The 20,849-nt window shown below is 68.9% G+C and carries 14 protein-coding genes and 5 pseudogenes; 5 read left to right on the top strand and 14 right to left on the bottom strand.

Annotated features, from left to right (window positions below):
• Window positions 1-33: 33 nt before the first annotated feature.
• The 5 genes and pseudogenes from tyrS to argH all read right to left on the bottom strand — a co-directional run.
• The gene (gene tyrS / locus D5R93_RS05435) at window positions 34-1,305 is read right to left on the bottom strand and encodes a tyrosine--tRNA ligase (protein WP_120205832.1); all 1,272 of its coding nucleotides are present in this window, start codon (window positions 1,303-1,305) and stop codon (window positions 34-36) included.
• Between the two features lie 129 nt (window positions 1,306-1,434).
• Window positions 1,435-2,142 carry a base excision DNA repair protein gene (locus D5R93_RS05430; RefSeq protein WP_243106971.1) on the bottom strand — a complete coding sequence of 236 codons (708 nt, stop codon included), beginning with the start codon at window positions 2,140-2,142 and terminating at the stop codon, window positions 1,435-1,437.
• Window positions 2,112-2,468, bottom strand: a complete 357-nt coding sequence (locus D5R93_RS05425; RefSeq protein ID WP_120204214.1) for a hypothetical protein — start codon at window positions 2,466-2,468, stop codon at window positions 2,112-2,114. The genes D5R93_RS05430 and D5R93_RS05425 overlap by 31 nt, the downstream gene beginning before the upstream one ends.
• A pseudogene (locus tag D5R93_RS05420) lies at window positions 2,468-3,114 on the bottom strand (DNA-3-methyladenine glycosylase). The gene D5R93_RS05425 and the pseudogene D5R93_RS05420 overlap by 1 nt, the downstream one beginning before the upstream one ends.
• Before the next feature lie 60 nt (window positions 3,115-3,174).
• A pseudogene (gene argH / locus D5R93_RS05415) lies at window positions 3,175-4,650 on the bottom strand (argininosuccinate lyase); the annotation flags it as partial.
• Between the two features lie 105 nt (window positions 4,651-4,755).
• On the opposite strand from argH, the gene D5R93_RS05410 reads away from it, so the two are divergent.
• Window positions 4,756-5,661 (top strand): formate/nitrite transporter family protein, encoded by a 906-nt coding sequence (locus D5R93_RS05410; RefSeq protein ID WP_119837213.1) that lies wholly within the window; start codon window positions 4,756-4,758, stop codon window positions 5,659-5,661.
• Between the two features lie 130 nt (window positions 5,662-5,791).
• Here the strand turns inward: D5R93_RS05410 and D5R93_RS05405 are convergent, their stop codons facing one another.
• The 9 genes and pseudogenes from D5R93_RS05405 to pheS form a co-directional block, all read right to left on the bottom strand.
• Window positions 5,792-7,015 (bottom strand): argininosuccinate synthase, encoded by a 1,224-nt coding sequence (locus D5R93_RS05405; RefSeq protein WP_120204212.1) that lies wholly within the window; start codon window positions 7,013-7,015, stop codon window positions 5,792-5,794.
• A 160-nt stretch (window positions 7,016-7,175) separates the two neighbouring features.
• Window positions 7,176-7,754 (bottom strand): arginine repressor, encoded by a 579-nt coding sequence (locus D5R93_RS05400; protein WP_119837188.1) that lies wholly within the window; start codon window positions 7,752-7,754, stop codon window positions 7,176-7,178.
• Complete coding sequence (locus D5R93_RS05395; RefSeq protein WP_120204209.1) at window positions 7,754-9,022, bottom strand: acetylornithine transaminase; 1,269 nt, start codon at window positions 9,020-9,022, stop codon at window positions 7,754-7,756. The genes D5R93_RS05400 and D5R93_RS05395 overlap by 1 nt, the downstream gene beginning before the upstream one ends.
• Window positions 9,019-9,929 (bottom strand): annotated as a pseudogene (argB, locus tag D5R93_RS05390) (acetylglutamate kinase). Before argB ends, D5R93_RS05395 begins: the two are co-directional and overlap by 4 nt.
• Window positions 9,930-10,020: 91 nt before the next feature.
• On the bottom strand, window positions 10,021-11,217 hold the full coding sequence (gene argJ / locus D5R93_RS05385; RefSeq protein WP_119837190.1) for a bifunctional glutamate N-acetyltransferase/amino-acid acetyltransferase ArgJ: 1,197 nt from the start codon (window positions 11,215-11,217) through the stop codon (window positions 10,021-10,023).
• A pseudogene (gene argC, locus D5R93_RS05380) lies at window positions 11,214-12,334 on the bottom strand (N-acetyl-gamma-glutamyl-phosphate reductase). The gene argJ and the pseudogene argC overlap by 4 nt, the downstream one beginning before the upstream one ends.
• A 138-nt stretch (window positions 12,335-12,472) precedes the next feature.
• Window positions 12,473-12,961 (bottom strand): flavodoxin domain-containing protein, encoded by a 489-nt coding sequence (locus tag D5R93_RS05375; protein WP_119837192.1) that lies wholly within the window; start codon window positions 12,959-12,961, stop codon window positions 12,473-12,475.
• An 85-nt stretch (window positions 12,962-13,046) separates the two neighbouring features.
• A pseudogene (gene pheT / locus D5R93_RS05370) lies at window positions 13,047-15,745 on the bottom strand (phenylalanine--tRNA ligase subunit beta).
• A gap of 1 nt (window position 15,746) precedes the next feature.
• Window positions 15,747-16,835, bottom strand: coding sequence for a phenylalanine--tRNA ligase subunit alpha (gene pheS / locus D5R93_RS05365; RefSeq protein ID WP_119837194.1), 1,089 nt, complete (start codon window positions 16,833-16,835; stop codon window positions 15,747-15,749).
• A 224-nt stretch (window positions 16,836-17,059) separates the two neighbouring features.
• Here pheS and D5R93_RS05360 point away from each other — a divergent pair, with 224 nt between their 5' ends.
• The 4 genes from D5R93_RS05360 (at window position 17,060) to D5R93_RS05345 (ending at window position 20,827) form a co-directional block, all read left to right on the top strand.
• A complete protein-coding gene (locus tag D5R93_RS05360) occupies window positions 17,060-17,908 on the top strand; it encodes a MerR family transcriptional regulator (protein WP_120204206.1) in 849 nt (282 codons plus the stop codon).
• A 68-nt stretch (window positions 17,909-17,976) separates the two neighbouring features.
• Window positions 17,977-18,924, top strand: a complete 948-nt coding sequence (locus D5R93_RS05355; protein WP_243106970.1) for an ABC transporter ATP-binding protein — start codon at window positions 17,977-17,979, stop codon at window positions 18,922-18,924.
• Window positions 18,921-20,549, top strand: a complete 1,629-nt coding sequence (locus D5R93_RS05350) for an ABC transporter permease (protein WP_120204204.1) — start codon at window positions 18,921-18,923, stop codon at window positions 20,547-20,549. The genes D5R93_RS05355 and D5R93_RS05350 overlap by 4 nt, the downstream gene beginning before the upstream one ends.
• Window positions 20,546-20,827 (top strand): hypothetical protein, encoded by a 282-nt coding sequence (locus tag D5R93_RS05345; protein WP_119837197.1) that lies wholly within the window; start codon window positions 20,546-20,548, stop codon window positions 20,825-20,827. Before D5R93_RS05350 ends, D5R93_RS05345 begins: the two co-directional genes overlap by 4 nt.
• The last annotated feature ends 22 nt before the right edge of the window (window positions 20,828-20,849 follow it).

The raw sequence follows: 20,849 nt of genomic DNA, 5'->3' as shown, positions 1-20,849 counted from the left end.
CATCAGAGTGACAGTCGTTACACAGTAACCCCATCAGGTGCCCAGAGCCGCCACTCCCACTCCCAGGTGCCGTCGTCCCTTGCGGACCAGGACGCGTCCTCCGGCCAGCAGGTCCTCCCGGGTGACCGCACGGTCCTCGTCAACAACCTTGCTGTTGTTGAGGTAGGCACCGCCGGCGGCAACCGTACGTCGTGCGGCCGAGCGCCCTCTCTCCAAGGAGGTGCTGACCAGCAGATCCACGACCGTCGTCTTGCCGACGACAAGCTCACCCGTAGGAAGGTCCGCTGTCGCAGCCGTGACAGCAGCCTCGTCCAGCTCCCAAAGGTCTCCTCTCCCCCACAGGGCTTGCGTCGCGGCCTCAGCCTGGGCCAGAGCGTCGGCCCCATGCACCCACCGGGTTACCTCCCTGGCAAGGACCTTCTGTGCCTGTCGAGCCTTAGGCCGCTGCCTGGTGTCCTCGTCCAACTGGTCGATCTCCTCCCTGTCCAGGAAGGTGAACACCTTGAGAAAGCGTACGACGTCGGCGTCGTCCACCTGGAGCCAGAACTGGTAGAAGGCGTAGGGCGACATGAGCTGCGGGTCCAGCCACACTGCCCCGCCCTCGGTCTTGCCGAACTTGGTGCCGTCAGCCTTGGTGATGAGCGGGTTGGTCATGACGTGGACCGTCGCCCCCTCAACCTTGTGGATGAGGTCCATGCCTCCTACCAGGTTGCCCCACTGGTCATTGCCCCCCACCTCCAAGGTGCATCCGTGGCGGCGGTACAGTTCAAGGTAGTCGTTGGCCTGAAGCACCTGGTAGCTGAACTCGGTGTAGGAGATGCCCTCCTCACTGGCCAGCCTCCGGGCGACGATGTCCTTGGACAGCATCGTGCCCAGGCGGAAGTGCTTGCCCAGGTCCCGCAGAAGGTCGATAGCGCTCAGGTCGGCCGTCCAGTCCAGGTTGTTGACGATGCGGGCTGGGGCGTCGCCGTCGAAGTCGAGGAGGTGCTCTAGCTGGGCCTGCAGGCTCTGCGCCCACTGGCTCACGACCTCCCTGGTATTGAGCGAGCGCTCCCCTTTGGCACGCGGGTCTCCGATCAGACCGGTCGCCCCGCCGACCAGAGCCAGCGGCCTGTGCCCCGCCATCTGCAGGTGACGCATGACCTTGACTGCAACCAGGTGGCCGTGGTGGAGGCTTGCGGCCGTCGGGTCGAACCCGCAGTAGAAGGTCACCGGCCCCTCCGCCAGCGCCCTGCGTAGCGCCTCAAGGTCGGTGTGCTGGGCGACCAGGCCCCGCCACTGCAGCTCGTCGAGGATGTCGGTCACGGTCCTGTCGCCTTCCATAGGTGCTCCCGGGACTCCTCGTCCGGGGTCGGGCCGACTGCCCGGCGCGGGCTAGTCTGCCACGCCCCACAGAGCCGCAGGCCCGCCTGGCGCGTACCGGTGGTACCACCCTCACGACGAGGACACGCCAATACCGATCCTGGGTCCGTAAACTTCCCAGCCGCCAGCAGCACGGGCACGCTGCCCCGCCTTGATGACAAGCCCGTGCAGGGCCACCAGCTCGGCGTGGGTCAGGTGCTCGGCACCAATGGTTGTCTCCAGTGCCCTTCTGGTGGTCTCGTAGTCGCGGCCGACATCGTACCCGGCCTGCTGCAGCAGCCGCCGCCCGTAGGTGTCGAAGATGAAGCGACGCCGACCGAAGACCATGAGGGCGACGACATCAGCGCTCTCCGGTCCGATGCCGGGCAGGGCCAGTAGCACAGACCGAAGCGCGTCGTCGTCCAGGCCCCAGGCTGCCTGGCCAACTGGCGAGAGCATCCACGCGGCATAGCCGCGCAGCGCCCGGGACTTTGCTCGCATGAAGCCGACAGGACGGATCAGCGCGGTCAGCTCGGTGTCGGACAGGCAGAGCAGGCGCTCGGGGTCGAAGCCAGTCGCCTCACGCAACAGCGCCAACGCGCGCTCGACGTTCGTCCAGGCCGCGTTCTGCACCAGGACGATCCCGCACACGTACTCGAAAGGAGACTGTGCTGGCCAGGCCGGAGCCTCCCCCAGCTCGGCGCCCAGGGCTCTCAGGATGTCACGGGCCGGTAGCGGGGATGATCCAGCCATCCTGGTCGCCGCCGCCGTCACCACTGCTGCCGATCCGGCCGGTCCCACACAATTGAGTAGCGCCAGTAGAACCGCCGCCGTACACGAGCGCCAGGCAGGGTACGCCGCGCTGTGGCGCCGATGTGGCGCAACGACTCGCGTGCCGGTGCTGTAGGCACATCAATGTCGGGGGTCTCGTGGTACCACAGGCTCGCACAACGAGTCGGCACCACTCCCAGGAGATCCAGAGCCCAGTCCGCCACGGACTTTCTGGCGGCCAGCCCGATAACGAGGAGCCTGCACCCCGGGGCCACCAGCTCGCCGTGGAAGGCAGCGTTGTGGTTCCAGTAGCTCTCAGGAAACAGGCTGCGCCACGGGCGCGTCGAGCCGCCCATCAGCCCCTCCTGCGCGGCTGTGGCCGAGCGGGCCTATAGGGCGAGACGGTGGGCTCGCCATCGATCCACAGCCGCCAGGGAAAGACAGAGCCGTCCCCGCCAGGGCCGGACACACCCGTGCGCGGCCCACGACGAATCCGCTCCACGGCCGGCTGGTCCTGGCGCGTGGGCAGCAGCAGGTGCAGGTGCGACCCGGGCGGACCCAGGCAGGTCCCGTCATCATCACGGGTCAGGCCAAGGGCGGCGCACAAGCGCGCTGGCCCACGCGCCAGGTCACGATCCGTGCGGGCAGCAGGCCGGCGCAACCGGGCCAGGGCATGCCCGCCAGCGACCTCTCCCCCGCGCAGAAGGACGGCGCGGGCCTGGCCCGCCGGGCCGCAGACGAGGTTGAGGCAGTGGTGCATGCCGTAGGTGAAGTACACGTAGACGTGCCCGGCGGCCTTGAACATCGAGGCGTTGCGGGGCGTCCTCCCCCTGTAGGCGTGTGATCCGGGGTCTTCCTCACCCCGGTAGGCCTCGACCTCTGTGAGCCGGACGCTGACCGCCCCCGTGAGGTAGACGAGGTAATGACCGAGCCCAGAAGACGAGCAGCTACTTCCACAGGGTCGTGTTCAAGAAGGTCACGGACCTGCGTCGGCACCGCCAATCTGCCTGAGCCAGACGCGCTGCCCACGCTACCTCTCCCCGGCCTATCCACCTGCCACGCAAGGGAGCCCTCCCAGGCAAAGCCCCTCAGCTCGGCGCTGTGCTCCACCGCCCGGGCCAGCTGCTCAACCACACGCACCGGCGCCGTCCCACCGTGGGCGGACCTGGCTGCTACCGAGCCCTCCACGGACAGGACCTCCCGCACTCCCGGCCCCAGGCGGGGGTCGATACCCTGCAGGTCCTCCTCGCTCAGGTCCCACAGCTCGATGCCGCGCCGCTCACAGGTACGCACGCAGGCGCCAGCGACCTCGTGGGCCTGCCGGAAGGGTACGCCCTGCCTGACTAACCAGTCGGCGATGTCGGTGGCCAGGGAGAACCCCTGCGGCGCCAGATCGGCCATACGCCGGTAGTCCAGCGTCATCGTGCGCACCATGCCCGTTACCGCAGGCAGAAGAACGTCCAGGGTGTCGACCGCGTCAAAGACCGGCTCCTTGTCTTCCTGGAGATCACGATCGTAGGCCAGAGGCAGAGCCTTGAGCGTGGCCAGCAGTCCCGCCAGGTCGCCGATGAGCCGTCCCGCTTTTCCCCGGGCCAGCTCGGCGACGTCGGGGTTCTTCTTCTGCGGCATGATCGACGAGCCCGTCGCGTAGGCGTCGTCAAGAGTGACAAACCCGAACTCCTTCGTGGCCCAGATGATGAGCTCCTCGCTCAGGCGCGACAGGTCCACAGCGGTCATTGCCAGGACAAAGGACATTTCCGCCACCACGTCGCGCGCGCTCGTGCTGTCGATCGAGTTGTCCGCCGCGGAGTCGAAGCCCAACTCAGCGGCAACGACGTCAGGATCGAGGCCTAGGGTGCTACCAGCGAGGGCGCCCGAGCCGTAGGGGCTGACAGCTGCACGGACATCCCAGTCCTCCAGCCGCTCCACGTCGCGCATGAGCGGCCAGGCGTGCGCCAGCAGCTGGTGGGCGATGAGCACGGGCTGGGCGTGCTGCATGTGGGTGCGCCCCGGCATGACACGGTCCTGCGCCCAGGCGGCCTGGTCTATGAGGGCGTCGACGACGTCGAGCATGCGACCGGCAAGGTGACGGGCCTGGTCACGCAGGTACATGCGGATGAGGGTGGCGATCTGGTCGTTGCGGGAGCGTCCGGCACGCAGACGCCCTCCCAGGTCAGCCCCCGCGCGCTCGATAAGTCCGCGCTCCAGTGCGGTATGGACGTCCTCGTCAGCAGGAAGCGGGCAGAAACGGCCGGAGACGACGTCGTCCTCCAGGCGGTCCAGGGCGTCCACCATCGCGTGGAGCTGGCCATCGTCAAGGAGCCCTGCCCGATGCAAGGCGCGAGCGTGCGCCCGGGAGCCCGCAAGGTCGTACCGGGCTAGACGCCAGTCGAAGTGCGTTGACACGCTCAGCGCGGCCAGGGCCTGAGCCGGGGAGCCGGAGAAGCGCCCACCCCACAGGCCGCCGGTCCCGGAAGCCTGGGAAGACTGGGCGCCCGGAGGGTGAGGTGCTGGCTGGCTGGGGTCCTCGCTGCTCATGGGACCATGATGGTCTATCGCCGTGCGTGGAGCCAGTACCTGTATCCCCTGGGCCAGCCGCTACGAGCAGCCGCCACCGGCCTGCTACGTGACAGCATAGGACCCATGGCTGACACACCGTCCAACCCCCTGTTCCCCGGCAAGCAGTTCATCTCCACCGTTCTGGAGGCCCTGGAGACCAAGACCCGCATGACCGGGACGATCGCCCATCGCTATCTTATGCGGGCCGCCATGGCCGGGATGATCGTCGCAGTGTTCTACGTGGTCAACTACGCGATCGTGGGGACCTTTGACGAGCTGTCCGTGGGCGGCGCGTCTCTGGCGGGCGTGGGACGTGTCCTCGGCGCCCTGTGCTTCGGGCCGGCACTGGTGTTCATCTACTACACCCGCTCTGAGCTGCTGACCTCCAACATGATGGTGGTAGTCATCGGCGGGTACTACCGCAGGATCTCCTGGTGGAGGGGACTGAGGGTCCTGGGCATGTGCCTGCTGGGCAACTTCCTGGGCGGGCTGGGCTTTGCCCTGCTCTACCGCTTCTCCTCCCTGCTGGGTGGTAGTACCGGGGACCAGGCAGTGCACTCCGTGGAGACCAAGCTCGCCTACCTGTCCTCCGCCAGTGGTATCGGTGACCTCCTCGTGCGAGCGATCCTGTGCAACTTCATGATCAACCTGGCGATGCTGCTCATCTACAACGGCTTCATCCACGAGGACTGGTCCAAGATCTTCTCGATGATCATGGCGGTGTTCGTCTTCGCCTTTCTCGGCCTGGAGCACTCCGTGGCCAACACGGTCCTGTTCACCGTAGTGGGCATGACGCACGGGATCGAGGTCCCCCTGGCCATGGGCAACGTCGCCGTCGCGCTGCTGGGCAACTTTGTGGGTGGCGGGCTGCTTATCGGCGCCTACTACGCCTACGCCAACGACGACTCCCGCTGGTTGCGTCGGCACGCAGCCTCCCAGCCAGCCGCACAGGCGGAAGGCAGCCAGAAGCCGAAGGCTACCCGCTCCTGACGAGTACGAGCACCCTGGATACGAGCACCCTGGAGCTGTGAGGTCGGGCCCCGCACGACGCGCTGCGGCGCGCGAGGCCCGACCACCCGGTCTTCCCCGTAACAGGTCTTAGCAGCAACCTTCGAAGGCCTCAGAAGGCCTCGACGTCACCCGACCGCAGGTCCCGTGCCGCCGCGAGACGCGACTGGAGCCCGTAGATCTCGATAAAGCCCCGGGCCGAGGACTGGTCGAAGGTGTCGCCGGTGTCGTAGGTAGCCAGGCCGAAGTCATACAGGCCCGTGTCCGTCCTGCGGCCGGTCACCGTCGCCCGTCCTCCGTGCAGGACCATGCGGATGTCACCGCAGACGTGGCGTTGGGTGTCCTCGATGAAGGCGTCCATGGAGCGCTTGAGCGGGGAGTACCACTGCGCCTCGTAGACCAGGTCGCTCCAGGCCTGCTCCATCTGTCTCTTGTAACGCCGCTGCTGGCGCTCCAGCGTGACGGCCTCCAGGGCCTGGTGCGCCTCAATGAGCGCAACCGCTCCAGGCGCCTCGTAGATCTCACGGGACTTGATGCCCACTAGACGGTCCTCCACCATGTCAATACGCCCGACCCCCTGGGCGCCCGCACGCCGGTTGAGCTCCTGAACGGCCTCCAGCGGCGTGACGGGCCGACCGTCCAGCGCCACCGGTACCCCCCGCTCAAAGGTGATGACGACCTCGTCGGGCAACGGCGGGTAAGTGGGGTCGTCGGTGTAGACGTAGACGTCCTTGGTCGGAGCGTTCCACAGGTCCTCCAGGAACCCGGTCTCAATGGCACGGCCCCAGACGTTCTGATCGATGGAGAACGGGTTGTGCCTCGTGGTCTCGATCGGCAGGGAGTGCTCCTCCGCGTAGCCGATGGCTACGTCTCGGGTCAGCGCCAGGTCCCGCACCGGAGACAGGCAGTCCATGTCAGGCGCCATTGAGGTGATTGAGACCTCGAACCGCACCTGGTCGTTGCCCTTGCCGGTACAGCCGTGAGCCACGGTCCCGGCACCGAACTCCCGCGCCGCCCTGACCAGGTGCCGCGCGATCAAAGGCCGGGACAAGGCAGACACCAGGGGGTAGCGGCCCTCGTACAAGGCGTTGGCCTTGAGCGCCGGCACGCAGTAGTCGTTGACGAACTCCTCACGAGCGTCGGCTACGTAGGCCTCGACAGCGCCGCAGTCCAGTGCCCGCTGACGCACGACCCCAAGGTCCTCGCCCCCCTGACCGACATCCACACACACGGCAACGACCTCTCGTCGGGTCCGCTCCGCAATCCATCCAATGGCCACCGAGGTGTCCAGGCCACCGGAGTAGGCCAGGACGACACGGTCCGTGCTAGCGCTCATGGGAAACCTCCTTGGAGACAGTGCGGACAGTAACGAGAGCAGGAAAAAGTAGAAGTCAGGATGGGAGGGCAAGAAAGCCTGTCGGCGTGAAGGGGTGGCGGTGCGCGACGCCGGTAGGGGACCCGCAACCAGCCCAGGCAGCCGGGCAGGAGCGCCCGGCCTATCGTCGGGATGCTGGTTCCGCCAGGGCTAGGAGCAGGGCGACAAGCTCGGCGGAGTCCTGCTCGCTGCGGGTAATCACCAGGACTGTGTCGTCACCGGCGATGCAGCCCAGCACCCCGGGCATCATCGCGTCGTCAACAGCGCCAGCCAGCAGCTGGGCAGCGCCTGCAGGGGTACGCAGCACCACCTGACTGCCGGAGAACTCGGCGGCGACCAGCAGGTCCGCGCACCACCGTGTCAGTCGGGCAGTCACGTAGTCGGACAGGGACTCAGAGTCCGAGCTGCGGCTGCCGACCGCCGCGACCTGCCCCGGTGCCCCCACCTCGGGAAGCGAGTAGACCGGCACCCCGGTTGCCGAGCGCACCTTGGTCGCTCTCAGCTCGACCAGGTCACGGGACAGGGTGGCCTGGGTGGCGCTGACCCCCCGCGCAGCCAGGGCGTCGCGCAGCTCCGCCTGCGACCGGATCCATGACCGGGAGAGGATCTGGGCGATCAGCACGTGCCGAGCGGCTTTTGTCCCGGGAACCGTCCCAGGCTGGTCGCCGCCGGTGTCCTCGCCCGCGGCAGCGCTGCTCATCAGTCCCCCTCCCGCGAGGCCAGGACCCTGGCCAGGGCTGTGGTCAAGGCGTTCGTCTCCTCCTGGGAGACGATAAGGGGCGGGGCCAGCCGGATGGTGTCGGGGCGCGGTGCGTTCACGATGAACCCCTCCCGGGCAAGGGCCTCAGCGACCTCGCTGGCCGGGGCACAGTCATCCACCAGGCCAACACCCAGCAGGAGGCCACGCCCCCTCACCTCACTGACACCGGGAACCGTGGCCAGCTGAGCCGCCCACTGCGCTCCCAGGGCACTGACGTGCTCCAGCAGCCTCTCCTCGCGGATCGTGGCGATCACGGCCAAGGCTGCAGCGCAGGCAACCGGGTTGCCCCCGAAGGTGGTGCCGTGCTGGCCTGGCCCCAGGAGGGAGGCTGCCTCCCCACGTGCCACGACAGCACCCACCGGGATGCCGCCACCCAGCCCCTTGGCAAGGGTCACCACGTCAGGAACGACACCCGGGGCCACGAGGTGGTGCGCCATCCACGCTCCAGTACGTCCCATCCCCGACTGGACCTCGTCAAGGACCAGCAGGGCGCCTGCCTGCGTCGTGAGGCTACGGACAGCCTCCAGGTACCCGCTGGGCAGCTCCCGAACCCCGGCCTCACCCTGTACAGGCTCAACAAAGACCGCAGCGACGTCAGGCCCCATAGCCTGCTGCAGGGCCGCAACGTCGCCGACAGGCAGGAACTCCACTCCCCCCGGCAGAGGCTCGAAAGGCTCCCGGTAGGCCGCTTTGTGCGTCAGGGCCAGGGCACCCATCGTCCTGCCGTGGAAGGCGTCCTCCAATGCCAGCACCCGGGAGCGGGCCGGACCCCCGTACCTGCGAGCGATCTTGAGGGCCGCCTCGTTGGCCTCTGTGCCGGAATTGGACAGGAAGACTCGTACGTCATGGACTTCCTGCCCCTCCTGGGGGAAGACCAAGGAGCACAGCTCCTCAGCCAGACGCACCTGGGCCGGGGTGGTGAAGAAGTTTGACACGTGTCCCAGCGTGCTGAGCTGGTCACTGACTGCCTGAAGGACCGCGGGGTGGGCGTGGCCCAGGCAGTTGACAGCGATGCCGGCCAGCATGTCCGTGTACCGCGTGCCGTCGGCGTCCCACACCGAGGTCCCCTGCCCCCGGACCAGGACCCGCTCCGGGACGCCGAAGGTGTTCATCACCGCCTGGGCATAGCGCGCGCTCCAGGCCTGGTTACTGCCGCCGCCCTCACCCAGGGCGTGTGCGGCTGGCGTCGTGGCAGCCGAGGCGCTCACAGGCTCCTACCTCCGTTCAAGGGTGGTACCGGGGCGTCCCCGGGGTGGATGACGGTGCCCACGCCCTCGTCGGTGACGATCTCCAGGAGCATGCAGTGGGCCTGGCGGCCGTCGACCACATGGGCCTGGCCGACCCCTCCGCGCACCGCCCGCAGGCACGCCTCCATCTTGGGGATCATGCCTGACTCAAGAGTGGGCAGCAACTTCTCCAGCGCACAGGCGCTGATGAACGGGACCAGGGAACCTCGGTCCGGCCAGGCGGAGTAGAGGCCCTCCACGTCGGTCAGCATCATAAGGGACCTGGCTCCCAGGGCTACCGCGATAGCCGCCGCCGCAGTGTCCGCGTTGATGTTGAGGACGGTGGAGGAGTCCTCGGCCAGCGGCGCCACCGACGAGATGACGGGGATCCGTCCCTGGTCAAGCAGGTCAGTGATGGGCTGGGGACTGACCTCGACGACGTCGCCGACCAGACCCACGTCCACCTCCTCACCCCCGACAGAGGCAGGACGACGCCGAGCCCGCAGGAGGCCCCCGTCCTCCCCGCTGATACCGACTGCTGCCGACCCGTCCTTGTTCAGCAGGGAGACGAGCTCGCGCTGGACGGACCCGGTCAGCACCATGCGAACCACGTCCATGACCTCCGGGGTGGTCACGCGCAGGCCGCCGCGAAACTCCGGCTCAATACCAAGCCGACTCAGCATCGCGTTGATCTGGGGGCCGCCCCCGTGGACAACGACAGGCCTGACCCCTACCTGGTGCAGAAAGAGGACGTCCTGGGCGAAGGCCCGCTTGAGGTCGTCGTCCACCATGGCGTTGCCACCGTACTTGATGACCATGGTGGCCCCTTGTAGGTGCGTAGCCAGGGCACGGCTTCCAGGAGGACCGATGCCTTGAGACGGGGATCGATGGCCGAGGTCCCCGCCGGGCAGCCATGGTGTCAGCAGTGTCAGAAGACCCGGAGGGGTCCGGGGAGCCAGAGTGCTCGGCGTCGGATGTGGTCATGTGGTGTAGTCCGCGTTGATCGAGACGTAGTCGTGAGTAAGATCGTTGGTCCATACCGTGGCCTGGGCCTGCCCGGAGTGAAGGTCGATGTCGATGCGGGTCTCACGGGGGGTCATGTCCACGTGGGAGCGGTCCTCGCCCACGTTCCCGTGACGGAAGACGGTCACGCCGTTGATCGCCACGTCCACCTGGTCAGGGTCGAAGGGGCAGACCGACTCGGGCACGGTGCCCAGCTGGGCCAGCACCCGGCCCCAGTTCGGGTCCTGGCCGGCCACGGCACACCGCAGCAAGGTGGAGGCAGCGACCGTGCGGGCGGCAGCCTCTGCGGCGGCCTCGCTGACGGCGCCTGCGACAGTGACGGCAATATCGTGCGTGGCCCCCTCAGCGTCAGCAACCAGCCTGCGGCCCAGGCGGGCCAGGAGCTCGGTCACGGCATCCTCAAACTCCTCCTGGGAGACGGGGACGCCGGAGGCGCCGGAGGCAAGCAGCACGACAGTGTCGTTGGTGGACATGCAGCCGTCAGAGCTGATGCGGTTAAGAGTGCGGGCAGCCGCCGCACTCAGGGCCTGCCGGGCAGCATCGGGAGTAACCACCGCGTCCGTGGTGACCACAGCCAGCATAGTGGCCATAGCCGGTGCAAGCATACCCACGCCCTTGATCATGCCGCCGACAGTCCAGCGGCCCGGGCCTGAGCCCACCGTGAGCGCCTCCTCCTTGGAGACCGTGTCCGTGGTCATGATGGCGGTGGCGGCCGCAGTGCCAGCATCAGCGGTGGCCTCCAGGCAGAGCGCCGCTACGTCGGCACCGTCCAGGAGACGCGGCATGTCGAGAGGCTCGCCGATGACTCCGGTGGAGCACACCAGGACCTCCGCAGGGTCGCACCCCAGCAGGCCGGCCACGTGCATGGCGGTGGCCTCGGTGTCGCGTACCCCCTGGACCCCGGTGCAGGCGTTGGCCGACCCCGAGTTGAGGACGACCGCCCTAGCACGCCCCCCCTCCTGCCCGCAGGCGGGGGCTAGAGCCTGCCGGGACCACACCACGGGTGCGGCCACCACCCGGTTAGTGGTGAAGACTCCCGCGGCGACGTCGTGGGGGCCGTCGTTGACGACCAGCGCGAGGTCCGGGGCTGCCGAGGGCTTGAGGCCCGCGGCGACGCCTGCGGCCCGAAACCCCTGTGCTGCCGTGACACTCATGGAGCGGCTCCTTCGGTGATCACACCCTCAGTCTCTGGCAGACCAAGAGCTCGGTTGAGGCACTGGACCGCAGCAGAGGCGGTACCCTTGCCAAGATTGTCGATAGCGCACATCGCGGTGGCGGCACCTGCTACCGGGTCAAAGGTGACCTGGACAACGGCTACACCACTGCCTGACACCGATGCAGTGGTAGGCCATGTCCCTACAGGCAGGAGGTGAACCAGCCTCTCCCCCGCCCCCGGGCCACCATAGGCCTCCTCCCAGGCCTGGCGCAGCACGGCCCCGGGTCCGCGGCCTGGCGGACCTCGCGGGTCACCGGCGCGGTCACAGTGGCCAGGATCCCCCGGCTCATGGGGACCAGCACCGGGGTGAAGGACAGGCGGAGGTCCCCAGCCTGCGCCCCCGCCACGGCCAGGTTCTGGATGATCTCGGGGATGTGGCGGTGGGTCCCGCCCACGGCATAGGGCTGGGCGCCGCCAATGCCCTCCGCCGCCATCAGGTGGGGCCTGAGGGCCTTACCAGCACCTGAGTAGCCCACGGCGAGGACCGCTGTCAGCGCTGCCGCGCCCTGGGAGCAGTCGACCAGGCCGGCCGCCACGCCCGGCTGGAGCGCCAGGGTCACTGCCGTCACGTTGCAGCCCGGGACAGCCAGCCTGCTGGTAGCTGCGATCTGGGTGCGCTGCGCCCGGGCGACGGCCTCACCCGCGTGGAGGAGCTCAGGCATTCCGTAGGTCCACGCACCCGCGTGCGGCGAGCCGTAGAAGGCGGTCCACGCCTCGGGGTCCACTAACCGGTGGTCCGCACCGCAGTCGATGACCAGGGGCGAGGTACCACGGCGGGCCGCCTCCTCCTCGACAGCGGCGGTCACCTCACCGGAGGCACCGTGGGGCAGGGCCAGGACAATGACGTCGTGCTCAGCGAGCCTGGCGGGGTCAGTAGGTTCCACCGTACGCTGCGCCAGCCCCATCAGGTGGGGATGGTGCTGCCCCAGACATGTTCCGGCCGAGGACGCCGCCGTCACTGCGCCGACCTCGATCTGCGGGTGAGCCACCAGGAGGCGCAGAACCTCCCCGCCGGCGTAGCCGGTAGCGCCGGCAACTGCTGCTGTCCAGGTCATGCAGGAACCATACGACGTCTTGCATAGAGATACGAAACTGCAAGGCGTGCCAGCGGGCATTACATCCGTCACAACGACCGCCGTACGAGACCTGCCCGTGCGGCCCGGCCCGCAGCCTCGTCAGGACTCCCGTCAGGCTCAGCCGACCAGTGAGGCGGCGATGGCGTCAGCCCACTGGCGGACCTGGTCCCAGTCGCGGAAGTCACCCTCCGAGGCGCCCCCCAGCCGGGCAATCGACCGTTCCCTGAGCGACAGCCGACCGGGGTCGAAGCGCCCCGGAAACACCATGTGGTCCTCAGGCTCGATAGCCAGCAGGACGGGGCCGATACGCTTGGGGTCGGAGACCTTGCCCTGGGGCAGACCCGACAGGCCCACGGAGAAGGCCCACACCGGGCTGGCCGACAGGACGTCGCTGAAGCGCCTGGTGAACTCGACCGCCTCCGGCGTCCACTGCGTCATGTAGACGGCGCTGCCCAGCACGAAGGCGTCGTAACCGTCTACTGACTCGACCTCCTCCGGCTTGCAGGTGTCAACGTCAATACCCGCGCCCTGCAGCCGCTCGGCGATGACGGCAGCGACCTCGTCAGTGGAGCCGTGGCGGGAGGAGGACGTCAGCAGGAGTCTCATAGCGGCAAGTATTCATGACGCAGGAGACCCGCGCCTGCCTCCAGGCCCCGTACCCGCCCGGTGTGTCCAGAGCCACAGGACCGGCCTACCCGCGCAACTGGGCCCCTAGCGTCGCAGCAGCGCGCTTGACGACACGCTTGCGTACAGCAGCCGTCTCCTGGGCCGTCAGTGTCCGGTCCGGAGCACGCAGCACCAGGGAGAAGGCCAGGGACTTCCTTCCCTGACCCAGCTGGGGGCCACGGAAGACGTCAAAGAGACGGACCTGCTCCGTCAGGTCTCCCGCTGCACGGCGCACGACCTCCTCCACCGCGCGAGCACTCACGGACTCCTCGACCACCAGGGCGATGTCCTCCTTGGCAGCCGGGAAGGTGGACACCGCCCTGACCTGAAGGACATCGGAGGCCTGCACCGCGTCCAGGAGCGCGTCCAGGTCGATCTCAACGGCACAGGCGCGCTCGGGCAGGCCCAGCTCACGCACGACACGGGGGTGGAGCTCCCCGGCGTAGGCGACCACGGCACCGGGAGAGCCGGGGAGGACGCCGGGACGACTAGCAGGGTCGGCACCGGCCAGAGGTCCACGGCCCTGGTGGGTGCTCAGACGCACCTCGGCGCTACGACCAGGGTGCCAGGGAGCAGGGGGCTCCTCGGGGGCGCGAACGTCCACGGTAAGGCCCAGGGCGCTGGTGACGACGCGCACGAGCTGGACCGCGTCGGCCCAGTCCCAGGCCCGTCCGGCACCCAGTACGCCAACGTGCTCCCGCTGGCCCACCATGACCGCACCCACGTGCGTGGGCTGCAGGGGGACACCCGCGTGGAGGGCCGCGACCTCCTCGGGACTGGGCCGCTGGGCCGCACCGGGAATCGGCGCGGGGACCGTCCCCTCTGGCAGCGTGACCCTGCCGACCTCGAAGACGGCGACATCTGGTAGCCCCTCGACACGTTGCGGCTGGCCGCACCGACCAGTGAGTCCAGCACCGAGGTGCGTAGCCGGGGCGCGTCCTCGGACAGGGGGTTGGCCAGGCGCACGCACTGGCGGCGAGGGTCCTTCGCAGGTATACCCAGACGGTCGTGCACGTCACCGATGAACGGGTAGGACAGCACCTGGGTCATGCCCGCTCCGACCAGCGCCTGTACCACGTCACGACGCGCCCGCTGCCGCGGGCTCAGGCCGGTTCCCGCCGACACCGCCGGGAGCGTGGAGGCGATGTTGTCGTACCCGTCGAGCCGGGCGACCTCCTCGGCGAAGTGGGCGGCCCCCACCAGGTCAGGCCGCCAGGTAGGCGGAGTCACCGAAAGCAGCTCGCTGCCGTCGGCATCGACGCCAACAGGCTCCACCGTGCAGCCCACGCGGCGCAGCAGCTCAGTTACCCGGGCAGCACCGTAGGCCACCCCGGTCAGGCGCTCGGCAGAGTCAGCGCGGATGACGACCGGCTCAGGGTTCGCCGTGCGGTCGACGTCGGTGGCGACCGGTTCGGCAGTGCCACCGCCGTAGCGGACCAGCAGGTCGACGGCGCGCTGGGCGGCGACCGGGGCGAGGGCGGTGTCGACACCGCGCTCGTTGCGCCGAGAGGACTCGGTAGGCAGCCTGTGGCGACGCGCTGAGCGGGCCACGGACACGGCGTCGAAGTGGGCGGCCTCGATGAGGACGTCGGTAGTGTCCTGGCCGACCTCCGCCGCTGCGCCACCAAAGACGCCGGCCAGCACCAGGGCGCGGGAGCCCTCACCGTCCGGGGAGTCAGCAATGACCAGGTCCTCGGGGTCGAGGACCCGGGTGACGTCGTCGAGGAAGGTCAGCGCCTCACCCTGCCTGGCACGGCGCACCACGATCGGGCCGGACAGCCTGTCCAGGTCGAAGGCGTGCAGCGGCTGGCCCAGGTCGAGCATGACGTAGTTAGTGACATCTACCGCCAGGCTGATCGGGCGCATGCCAGCGGCCACCAGGCGGTCCTGCATCCACTGCGGGGAGGCAGCGCCGGGGTCGATGCCGCGCACCACCCGGGCCACGTAGCGGTCCACGCCGGGGCGACCGTGAACGGGAGCAGTGTCCTTGGCGAGGAGGACGGGGAAGCCGTCCCGGCCTGCGGGGGCCACACCTGCGGGGAAGAGGTCCGGACTGGTAACGTCAGCCGGGTCAGTGAAGCGGGCGCCGGTGGCGTGGGAGTACTCACGGGCGATCCCGCGCATGGAGAAGCAGTAGCCGCGGTCCGGGGTCACGTTGACCTCCAGGACCTCCTGCCCCAGACCGAGCAGCCTGGTGGCGTCGGCGCCCGGGGCCGGGACGGACTCGTCCTTTCGACCGTGGGCGGCGAGCCAGCGCTCGAGCACGATGATGCCGGAGTGATCGTCGCCGAGGCCGAGCTCGCGCTCGGAGCAGATCATCCCGTCGGAGACGTGGCCGTAGGTCTTGCGTGCGGAGATGGCGAAGTCACCAGGCAGCACGGCCCCGGGCAGGCTGACCACCACGTGGTCCCCGGCGTCAAAGTTGTGGGCACCGCACACGATGCCACGGCTGGGAAGATCACTGGGCTCCTTGCCGGTGCCGGGTGCGTCGTTGTGCTCCGGGCCCACGTCAACCCGGCAGTAGCCAATGCTCTTGCCGTTGGAGGCGGTAAAGACCTCGCGGGTGAGGACCCTGCCCACGACGAGCGGCCCGGTGACCGCCGGGGGGACAATCTGCTCCTCCTCCAGGCCCACCCGCACCAGGTCGACGGCCAGCTGGGCGGCGGTCAGGCTGGCAGGAGCCTCGACGTGGTCACGCAGCCACTCGATCGGGACGTAGGGCATGTCAGTGTCCCCTTCCGGTAGTACCGAACTGCTGGGAGAAGCGGATGTCGCCCTCGACAATGTCGTGCATGTCGGCGATACCGTGGCGCAGCATGAGGGTGCGCTCCAGGCCCATCCCAAAGGCGAACCCGGTGTAGACCTCGGGGTCGATGCCGCAGGCGGTGAGGACGTTGGGGTTGACCATGCCGCAGCCGCCCCACTCGATCCAGCCAGCTCCGCCCTTCTTCTGCGGGAACCACAGATCCATCTCGGCGCTGGGCTCGGTGAAGGGGAAGAAGGAGGGGCGCAGGCGGGTACGGGCCTCAGGACCGAACATCGCCCTGGCAAAGTGGTCGAGGGTGCCCTTGAGGTGAGCCATGGTCAGACCCTTGTCCACCGCCAGGCCCTCAACCTGGTGAAAGACCGGGGTATGGGTCTGGTCCAGCTCGTCAGAGCGGAACACCTTGCCCGGGCACGCCACGTAGATGGGCGGATCCTGCTCCAGCATGACCCGGGCCTGCACCGGCGAGGTGTGGGTGCGCAGGACGAGGTTGGAGGGGTGCCCGGGAGCAGCGCCCACGGACTCACCCTGGACGTAGAAGGTGTCCTGCATCTGGCGGGCGGGATGGTCGGTGTCGAAGTTGAGGGCGTCAAAGTCGAACCACTCGTGCTCGACCTCCGGCCCCTCGGCAATGGACCAGCCCATGGCGACAAAGAGGTCGCAGACCTCGTCGACGAGGACGTCCAGGGGATGACGGGCGCCCGGCGTGGTGCGGGCGGTGGGCACGGTGACGTCGACGGCCTCGGTGGCCAGCATGTTCGCCTCGGCCTGGGCCTCGAGCACCTGCTGGCGTTCGGTCAGGGCGGCGGATATGCGGCCGCGAGCACCGCCGAGCAGCCTGCCGGCGGCGGCCTTGGCGGCACGGTCCGGGAGCCGACCGATCTCCCGGTTGGCCAGGGCCAGGGCAGAGGCGTCGCCGAGGTAGGCCAGGCGCGCCTCCTTGAGCCCGGCCAGGCTGTCGGCAGCGTCGACGGCGGCCAGGGCCTGCTCGACGAGGGCGTTGACGCCGACCTCGTCCGTCGGCGAGAGCGCACCGGGGGCGTCAGTCATATGCGGTTGCCTTCCACCAGGTGGGTCAGAGTGTCCAGAGTAGTCTGGGCCAGACTAGTCTGTTGCGCAGGAGCGCCCGAAATCGTCTCGGGACCGTGGCACCCGCACCACCCGCACGGCACCAGCACAGCATGACCACACGTCACGTGGACGCGGTCACGCACAGGGCCTGGCAGTGACGTAGAACTTGACGGTGACGCGGCGTCACCTGCTGGGATGGATGCATGCGCGTCAAGGAGATCGCCGACCTGGCCGGTACCACCCCGCGGGCGGTGCGCCACTACCACCGGCTCGGGCTGCTGCCGGTACCGCCAACCGTGCACGGGAAGCGCGAGTACGGCGTCGCGCACCTGGCCCGGCTCATGCGGATACGCTGGCTGGCCGAGGGCGGGCTGCCCCTGGCGCAGATTGCCGAGGTACTCGCTCAGGACCCAGGAGGCACCGACCGCGACTCGGTGCTGGGCAGTCTACGGGCCACCCGCGAGGAGATCCTGGCACGCCGCCGTGGGCTGCAGGCGCAGGAGGCCCGCATCGAGGAGCTGATAGCCCGGGTCGAGGACGGGGAGGGGCTCGAGCCCATCCCCCAGCTGCTGGTGCGCTTCTACGACGCCGTCCAGGCACGTCTTGACGAGGCGGGCCTGAACGCCCGCGGACTGCGGGCCGAGCGGCAGGTAGTGACGGCCCTGGCTGCCCTGGACCTTGTCCCCGACAGCATCAACGCCTTCCTGGCCGAGCTGGACTCCACGGACTGGGAAGCAGGGGTGCGCATCTACACGGAGATCGCCCGCCTGGAGCAGCTGCATGGGGACGTCGCCCGCACCTCGGCCATCCAGTTGGCCGAGGAGACCTGGGAGTACACCCTCCGGCACCGACGTGCGGCGCTGGCCGCGTTCGCGGGCTTTCCGGCCGGGGCGCCGGGGCGCACCACCTGGCGGCTGACCCAGATGATCACCGACGCCTACACCGGACCGGCGCAGCACCTGTACCTCAACCGATTCCTCAAGCTGCTCATGACGGACCCGGAGTTTGCCGTCGTCCTTAAACGCCTGGCCGGTGACGAGCCCGCGTTATAAGCGGTCCCCCTCCGGACCGTCCCTGATCCCGATCCCACCACTCGCACTCCCATGAAAGGACACCACTGGTGACAGCACGCAAAGACAGGGGCCGCGCCGTCGGCGCCACGAATCCATCCGGCACCCCGATTCGTGTCCAGGGCCTGGTCAAGCGCTTTGGGCGCTTCACCGCCCTGGACGGGCTGGACCTGAAGGTCGCCGTCGGCCAGGTGCACGGCTTCCTCGGCCCGAACGGAGCAGGCAAGTCCACCACGATCCGTACTCTGCTGGGCCTGTACCACCCCGACGGCGGCACGGTGCGGGTACATGGCGCCGACCCACGACGGGCAGCCCCTGAGATCAACCGAGAGATCTCCTACGTGGCCGGGGACGTGGCCCTGTGGCCGAGCCTGACCGGCGGGCAGGCGCTCGACGCCCTGGCAGGTCTGCGCGGTAGGCGAGACCGTGCCCGGGAGAAGGAGCTGATCGAGCGCTTCGCCCTGGACCCGAGCAAGAAGGTACGCACCTACTCCAAGGGCAACCGGCAGAAGGTGGCACTGGTTGCGGCACTGGCCGCACCCACCAGCCTGCTGATTCTCGACGAGCCGACCAGTGGCCTGGACCCGCTGATGGAACAGGTATTCATGGATGAGGTGACCCGCGCCGCGGCCCAGGGGCGCACCGTGCTGTTGTCCAGCCATATCCTCGCCGAGGTACAGCGCCTGTGCAGCGCCGTAACGATCATCAAGGACGGGCGTGTGGTGGAGCAAGGCGACTTGACCCGGCTGCAGCAGCTGGCCCGTACCCGGATCGAGGTCGGCGGCAACACGGATCAGCTGCGCGGCATCGCGGCATCGCTGCCGCAGCTGGAAGGCGATGTGTCGGTAGAGGACGGCCGCCTGAGCGTGCAGGTGACTCCCGCCCGTGTCCCCCAGGTGCTGGCGGCCGTCGCCGCGCAGGGAGCCACCGACGTGAGCTGTCGGCCAGCGAGCCTGGAGGACCTGTTCCTGCGTCACTACGAGGAGGTACGCGGATGATCCACCACGATGACCTGCGTGGTATGGGCCACGCGCTGCGGCTGACCGCCCGGAGGCTGCGCGTGCAGGTGCTGGCCTGGATCCTTCCCCTGTGGCTGGGTATGGCTTCCTTCGCACCGACGTATCAGGACGCCTACTTCTCCGACGCCGACAGCGCCGGTGGTGCGGGCGGCAATGCGGTGGTTGAGGCGCTGCGCGCCTCCCCCGGCACCCGCCTGCTGTACGGAGAGCTCCCCGAACCAGGCACGATAGGCCAGCTGGTGGAGTGGGAGGGCGCCACCTACCTGCTCGTGTGCACGGCGCTCATGGCGGTGCTGCTGACCTGCCGCCTGATGCGCGCGGACGAGGACGAGGGCCTGACCGAGCTGTTGCGCAGCGCGGGCGCCGGGAGGTGGGTGCCCTTCCTGGCCCCGGTACTGGTGACCTGGGCGGCGGTCGGCGTCCTGGCCGCCTTCGTGGGCAGCACGCTCATGGCCGAGGCACACGGGATTGAGGCACTGACCGCGCCGGGCGCCTGGGCGCTGGCAGGAGTGACCGCGATCGTCGGCTGGGGCTTCGCGGGGCTGGCCGCCGTGGTCTGCCAGTTGGCACGCAGCGTTGCCGGCGCCCGCCCTCTGGCACTGGCATGCGTTGGAGCTGCCTTCGTGGTGCGGGTGCTGGCCGATGAATCCGGTGCCGCCTGGCTGCGGTGGACCACACCGCTAGGCTGGCGCGACCTGGTCGCCCCCTACACCGACGACGACCCCGTCCCACTGGCGGCGTGCACCGCGATATGCGGGGTGCTGGTGGCGACCGCCGGGGCGCTGTACGCCCACCGGGAGTATGCGGGTGGCTACCTCCCCGACCGAGCCACCAGCCGACGCCGCTGGCGGATCCACGGCTACGCCGACCTACTCACGCGCCTGTCCACACGCACAACCCTGATATGGACGGCAGCAGTGGCCTGCTTCTCAGCGCTATTCGGTTCTACGACCGAGAGTATCCTGGAGATGATGCGGGATGACCGCATCGCCGCCTATGTGGACGTGCTGGTGCAGGCCGATGTCGGCGTGATGGCGCAGTTCATGTCGTTGATGACCGTGCTGCTGGTACTGCTGATCGCGGTGGCGGCGACTGGGCAGGCGGGCCGGCTGGCCACCGATGAGACCGCCGGGCTGGTGGATGCTGAGGTCGCCGTCGGGATGCCGCGCTGGCGCCTGTTCCTGACCCAGGCCGCCTCGGCGGTGGTGGTAGCGGCCGTCCTGCTGGTGCTGTGCGGGACGGTGCTGGCCACTGCCACGGCCACGCAGGTAACCGCGGACCATGCTGTGGAGCGGGCCTTCGTGTTCACCGTCAGCCAGCTGCCCGGAGTGCTGGCGGCGATTGGCATCACCCTGGCAGTGATCGGCGTGGCGCCGCGGCGCTTCGGGATCGTGTGGGCAGTGATTGCCTGGAGCGCCTTCGCACGGCTGCTCGGCGGCCTGGTGGAGCTGCCCCGGTGGGCTCAGGAACTGAGCGTGGTGGGGCACCACCTTGACGTCGTCAGCGACCCCGACTGGATGCCGCTAGCAGTGCAGGCCGCAGTCGGCCTGGTCGGCACGTTCCTGGGCCTGGTCGCCTACCAGCACCGCGACCTGTCCCGGTGAGCGCGCTGACGGCCCGGGCGAGAGCCGTCCAGCTCGACTCCTACATCGAGCACGTCACTGACCGTGACATCCTTGAGCAGGGTGGCTCGATCCGCAGACCCGGATCTCTGGGCCTGGCTACGCTCCTAGGCTGCGGCGACGTCCACGACCGCCTCCTACTCGGCGATCCTTGGTGCAGCCACTGCGGGAGACTCAGACAACCAGCCCGGAGCACCACCACCCAAACCAACCGTAACCTGCTCACCCGGATCTGGGTCCTCGACCCTGTGCCCACCTAGGATCTCAATCCCTCCCTCTCGC

It is taken from the genome of Actinomyces lilanjuaniae (assembly GCF_003606385.1).
Taxonomy (GTDB): domain Bacteria; phylum Actinomycetota; class Actinomycetes; order Actinomycetales; family Actinomycetaceae; genus Actinomyces; species Actinomyces lilanjuaniae.
This window is presented reverse-complemented; position numbering and strand designations above follow the sequence as displayed.

Bases quoted from the DNA above. Each gene is read 5' to 3' on its own strand.
- D5R93_RS05425 (WP_120204214.1), bottom strand. From the start codon at position 2,468: ATGGGCGGCTCGACGCGCCCGTGGCGCAGCCTGTTTCCTGAGAGCTAC.
- D5R93_RS05410 (WP_119837213.1), top strand. From the start codon at position 4,756: ATGGCTGACACACCGTCCAACCCCCTGTTCCCCGGCAAGCAGTTCATC.
- D5R93_RS05405 (WP_120204212.1), bottom strand. From the start codon at position 7,015: ATGAGCGCTAGCACGGACCGTGTCGTCCTGGCCTACTCCGGTGGCCTG.
- D5R93_RS05400 (WP_119837188.1), bottom strand. From the start codon at position 7,754: ATGAGCAGCGCTGCCGCGGGCGAGGACACCGGCGGCGACCAGCCTGGG.
- argJ (WP_119837190.1), bottom strand. From the start codon at position 11,217: ATGAGTGTCACGGCAGCACAGGGGTTTCGGGCCGCAGGCGTCGCCGCG.
- D5R93_RS05375 (WP_119837192.1), bottom strand. From the start codon at position 12,961: ATGAGACTCCTGCTGACGTCCTCCTCCCGCCACGGCTCCACTGACGAG.
- pheS (WP_119837194.1), bottom strand. From the start codon at position 16,835: ATGACTGACGCCCCCGGTGCGCTCTCGCCGACGGACGAGGTCGGCGTC.
- D5R93_RS05360 (WP_120204206.1), top strand. From the start codon at position 17,060: ATGCGCGTCAAGGAGATCGCCGACCTGGCCGGTACCACCCCGCGGGCG.
- D5R93_RS05350 (WP_120204204.1), top strand. From the start codon at position 18,921: ATGATCCACCACGATGACCTGCGTGGTATGGGCCACGCGCTGCGGCTG.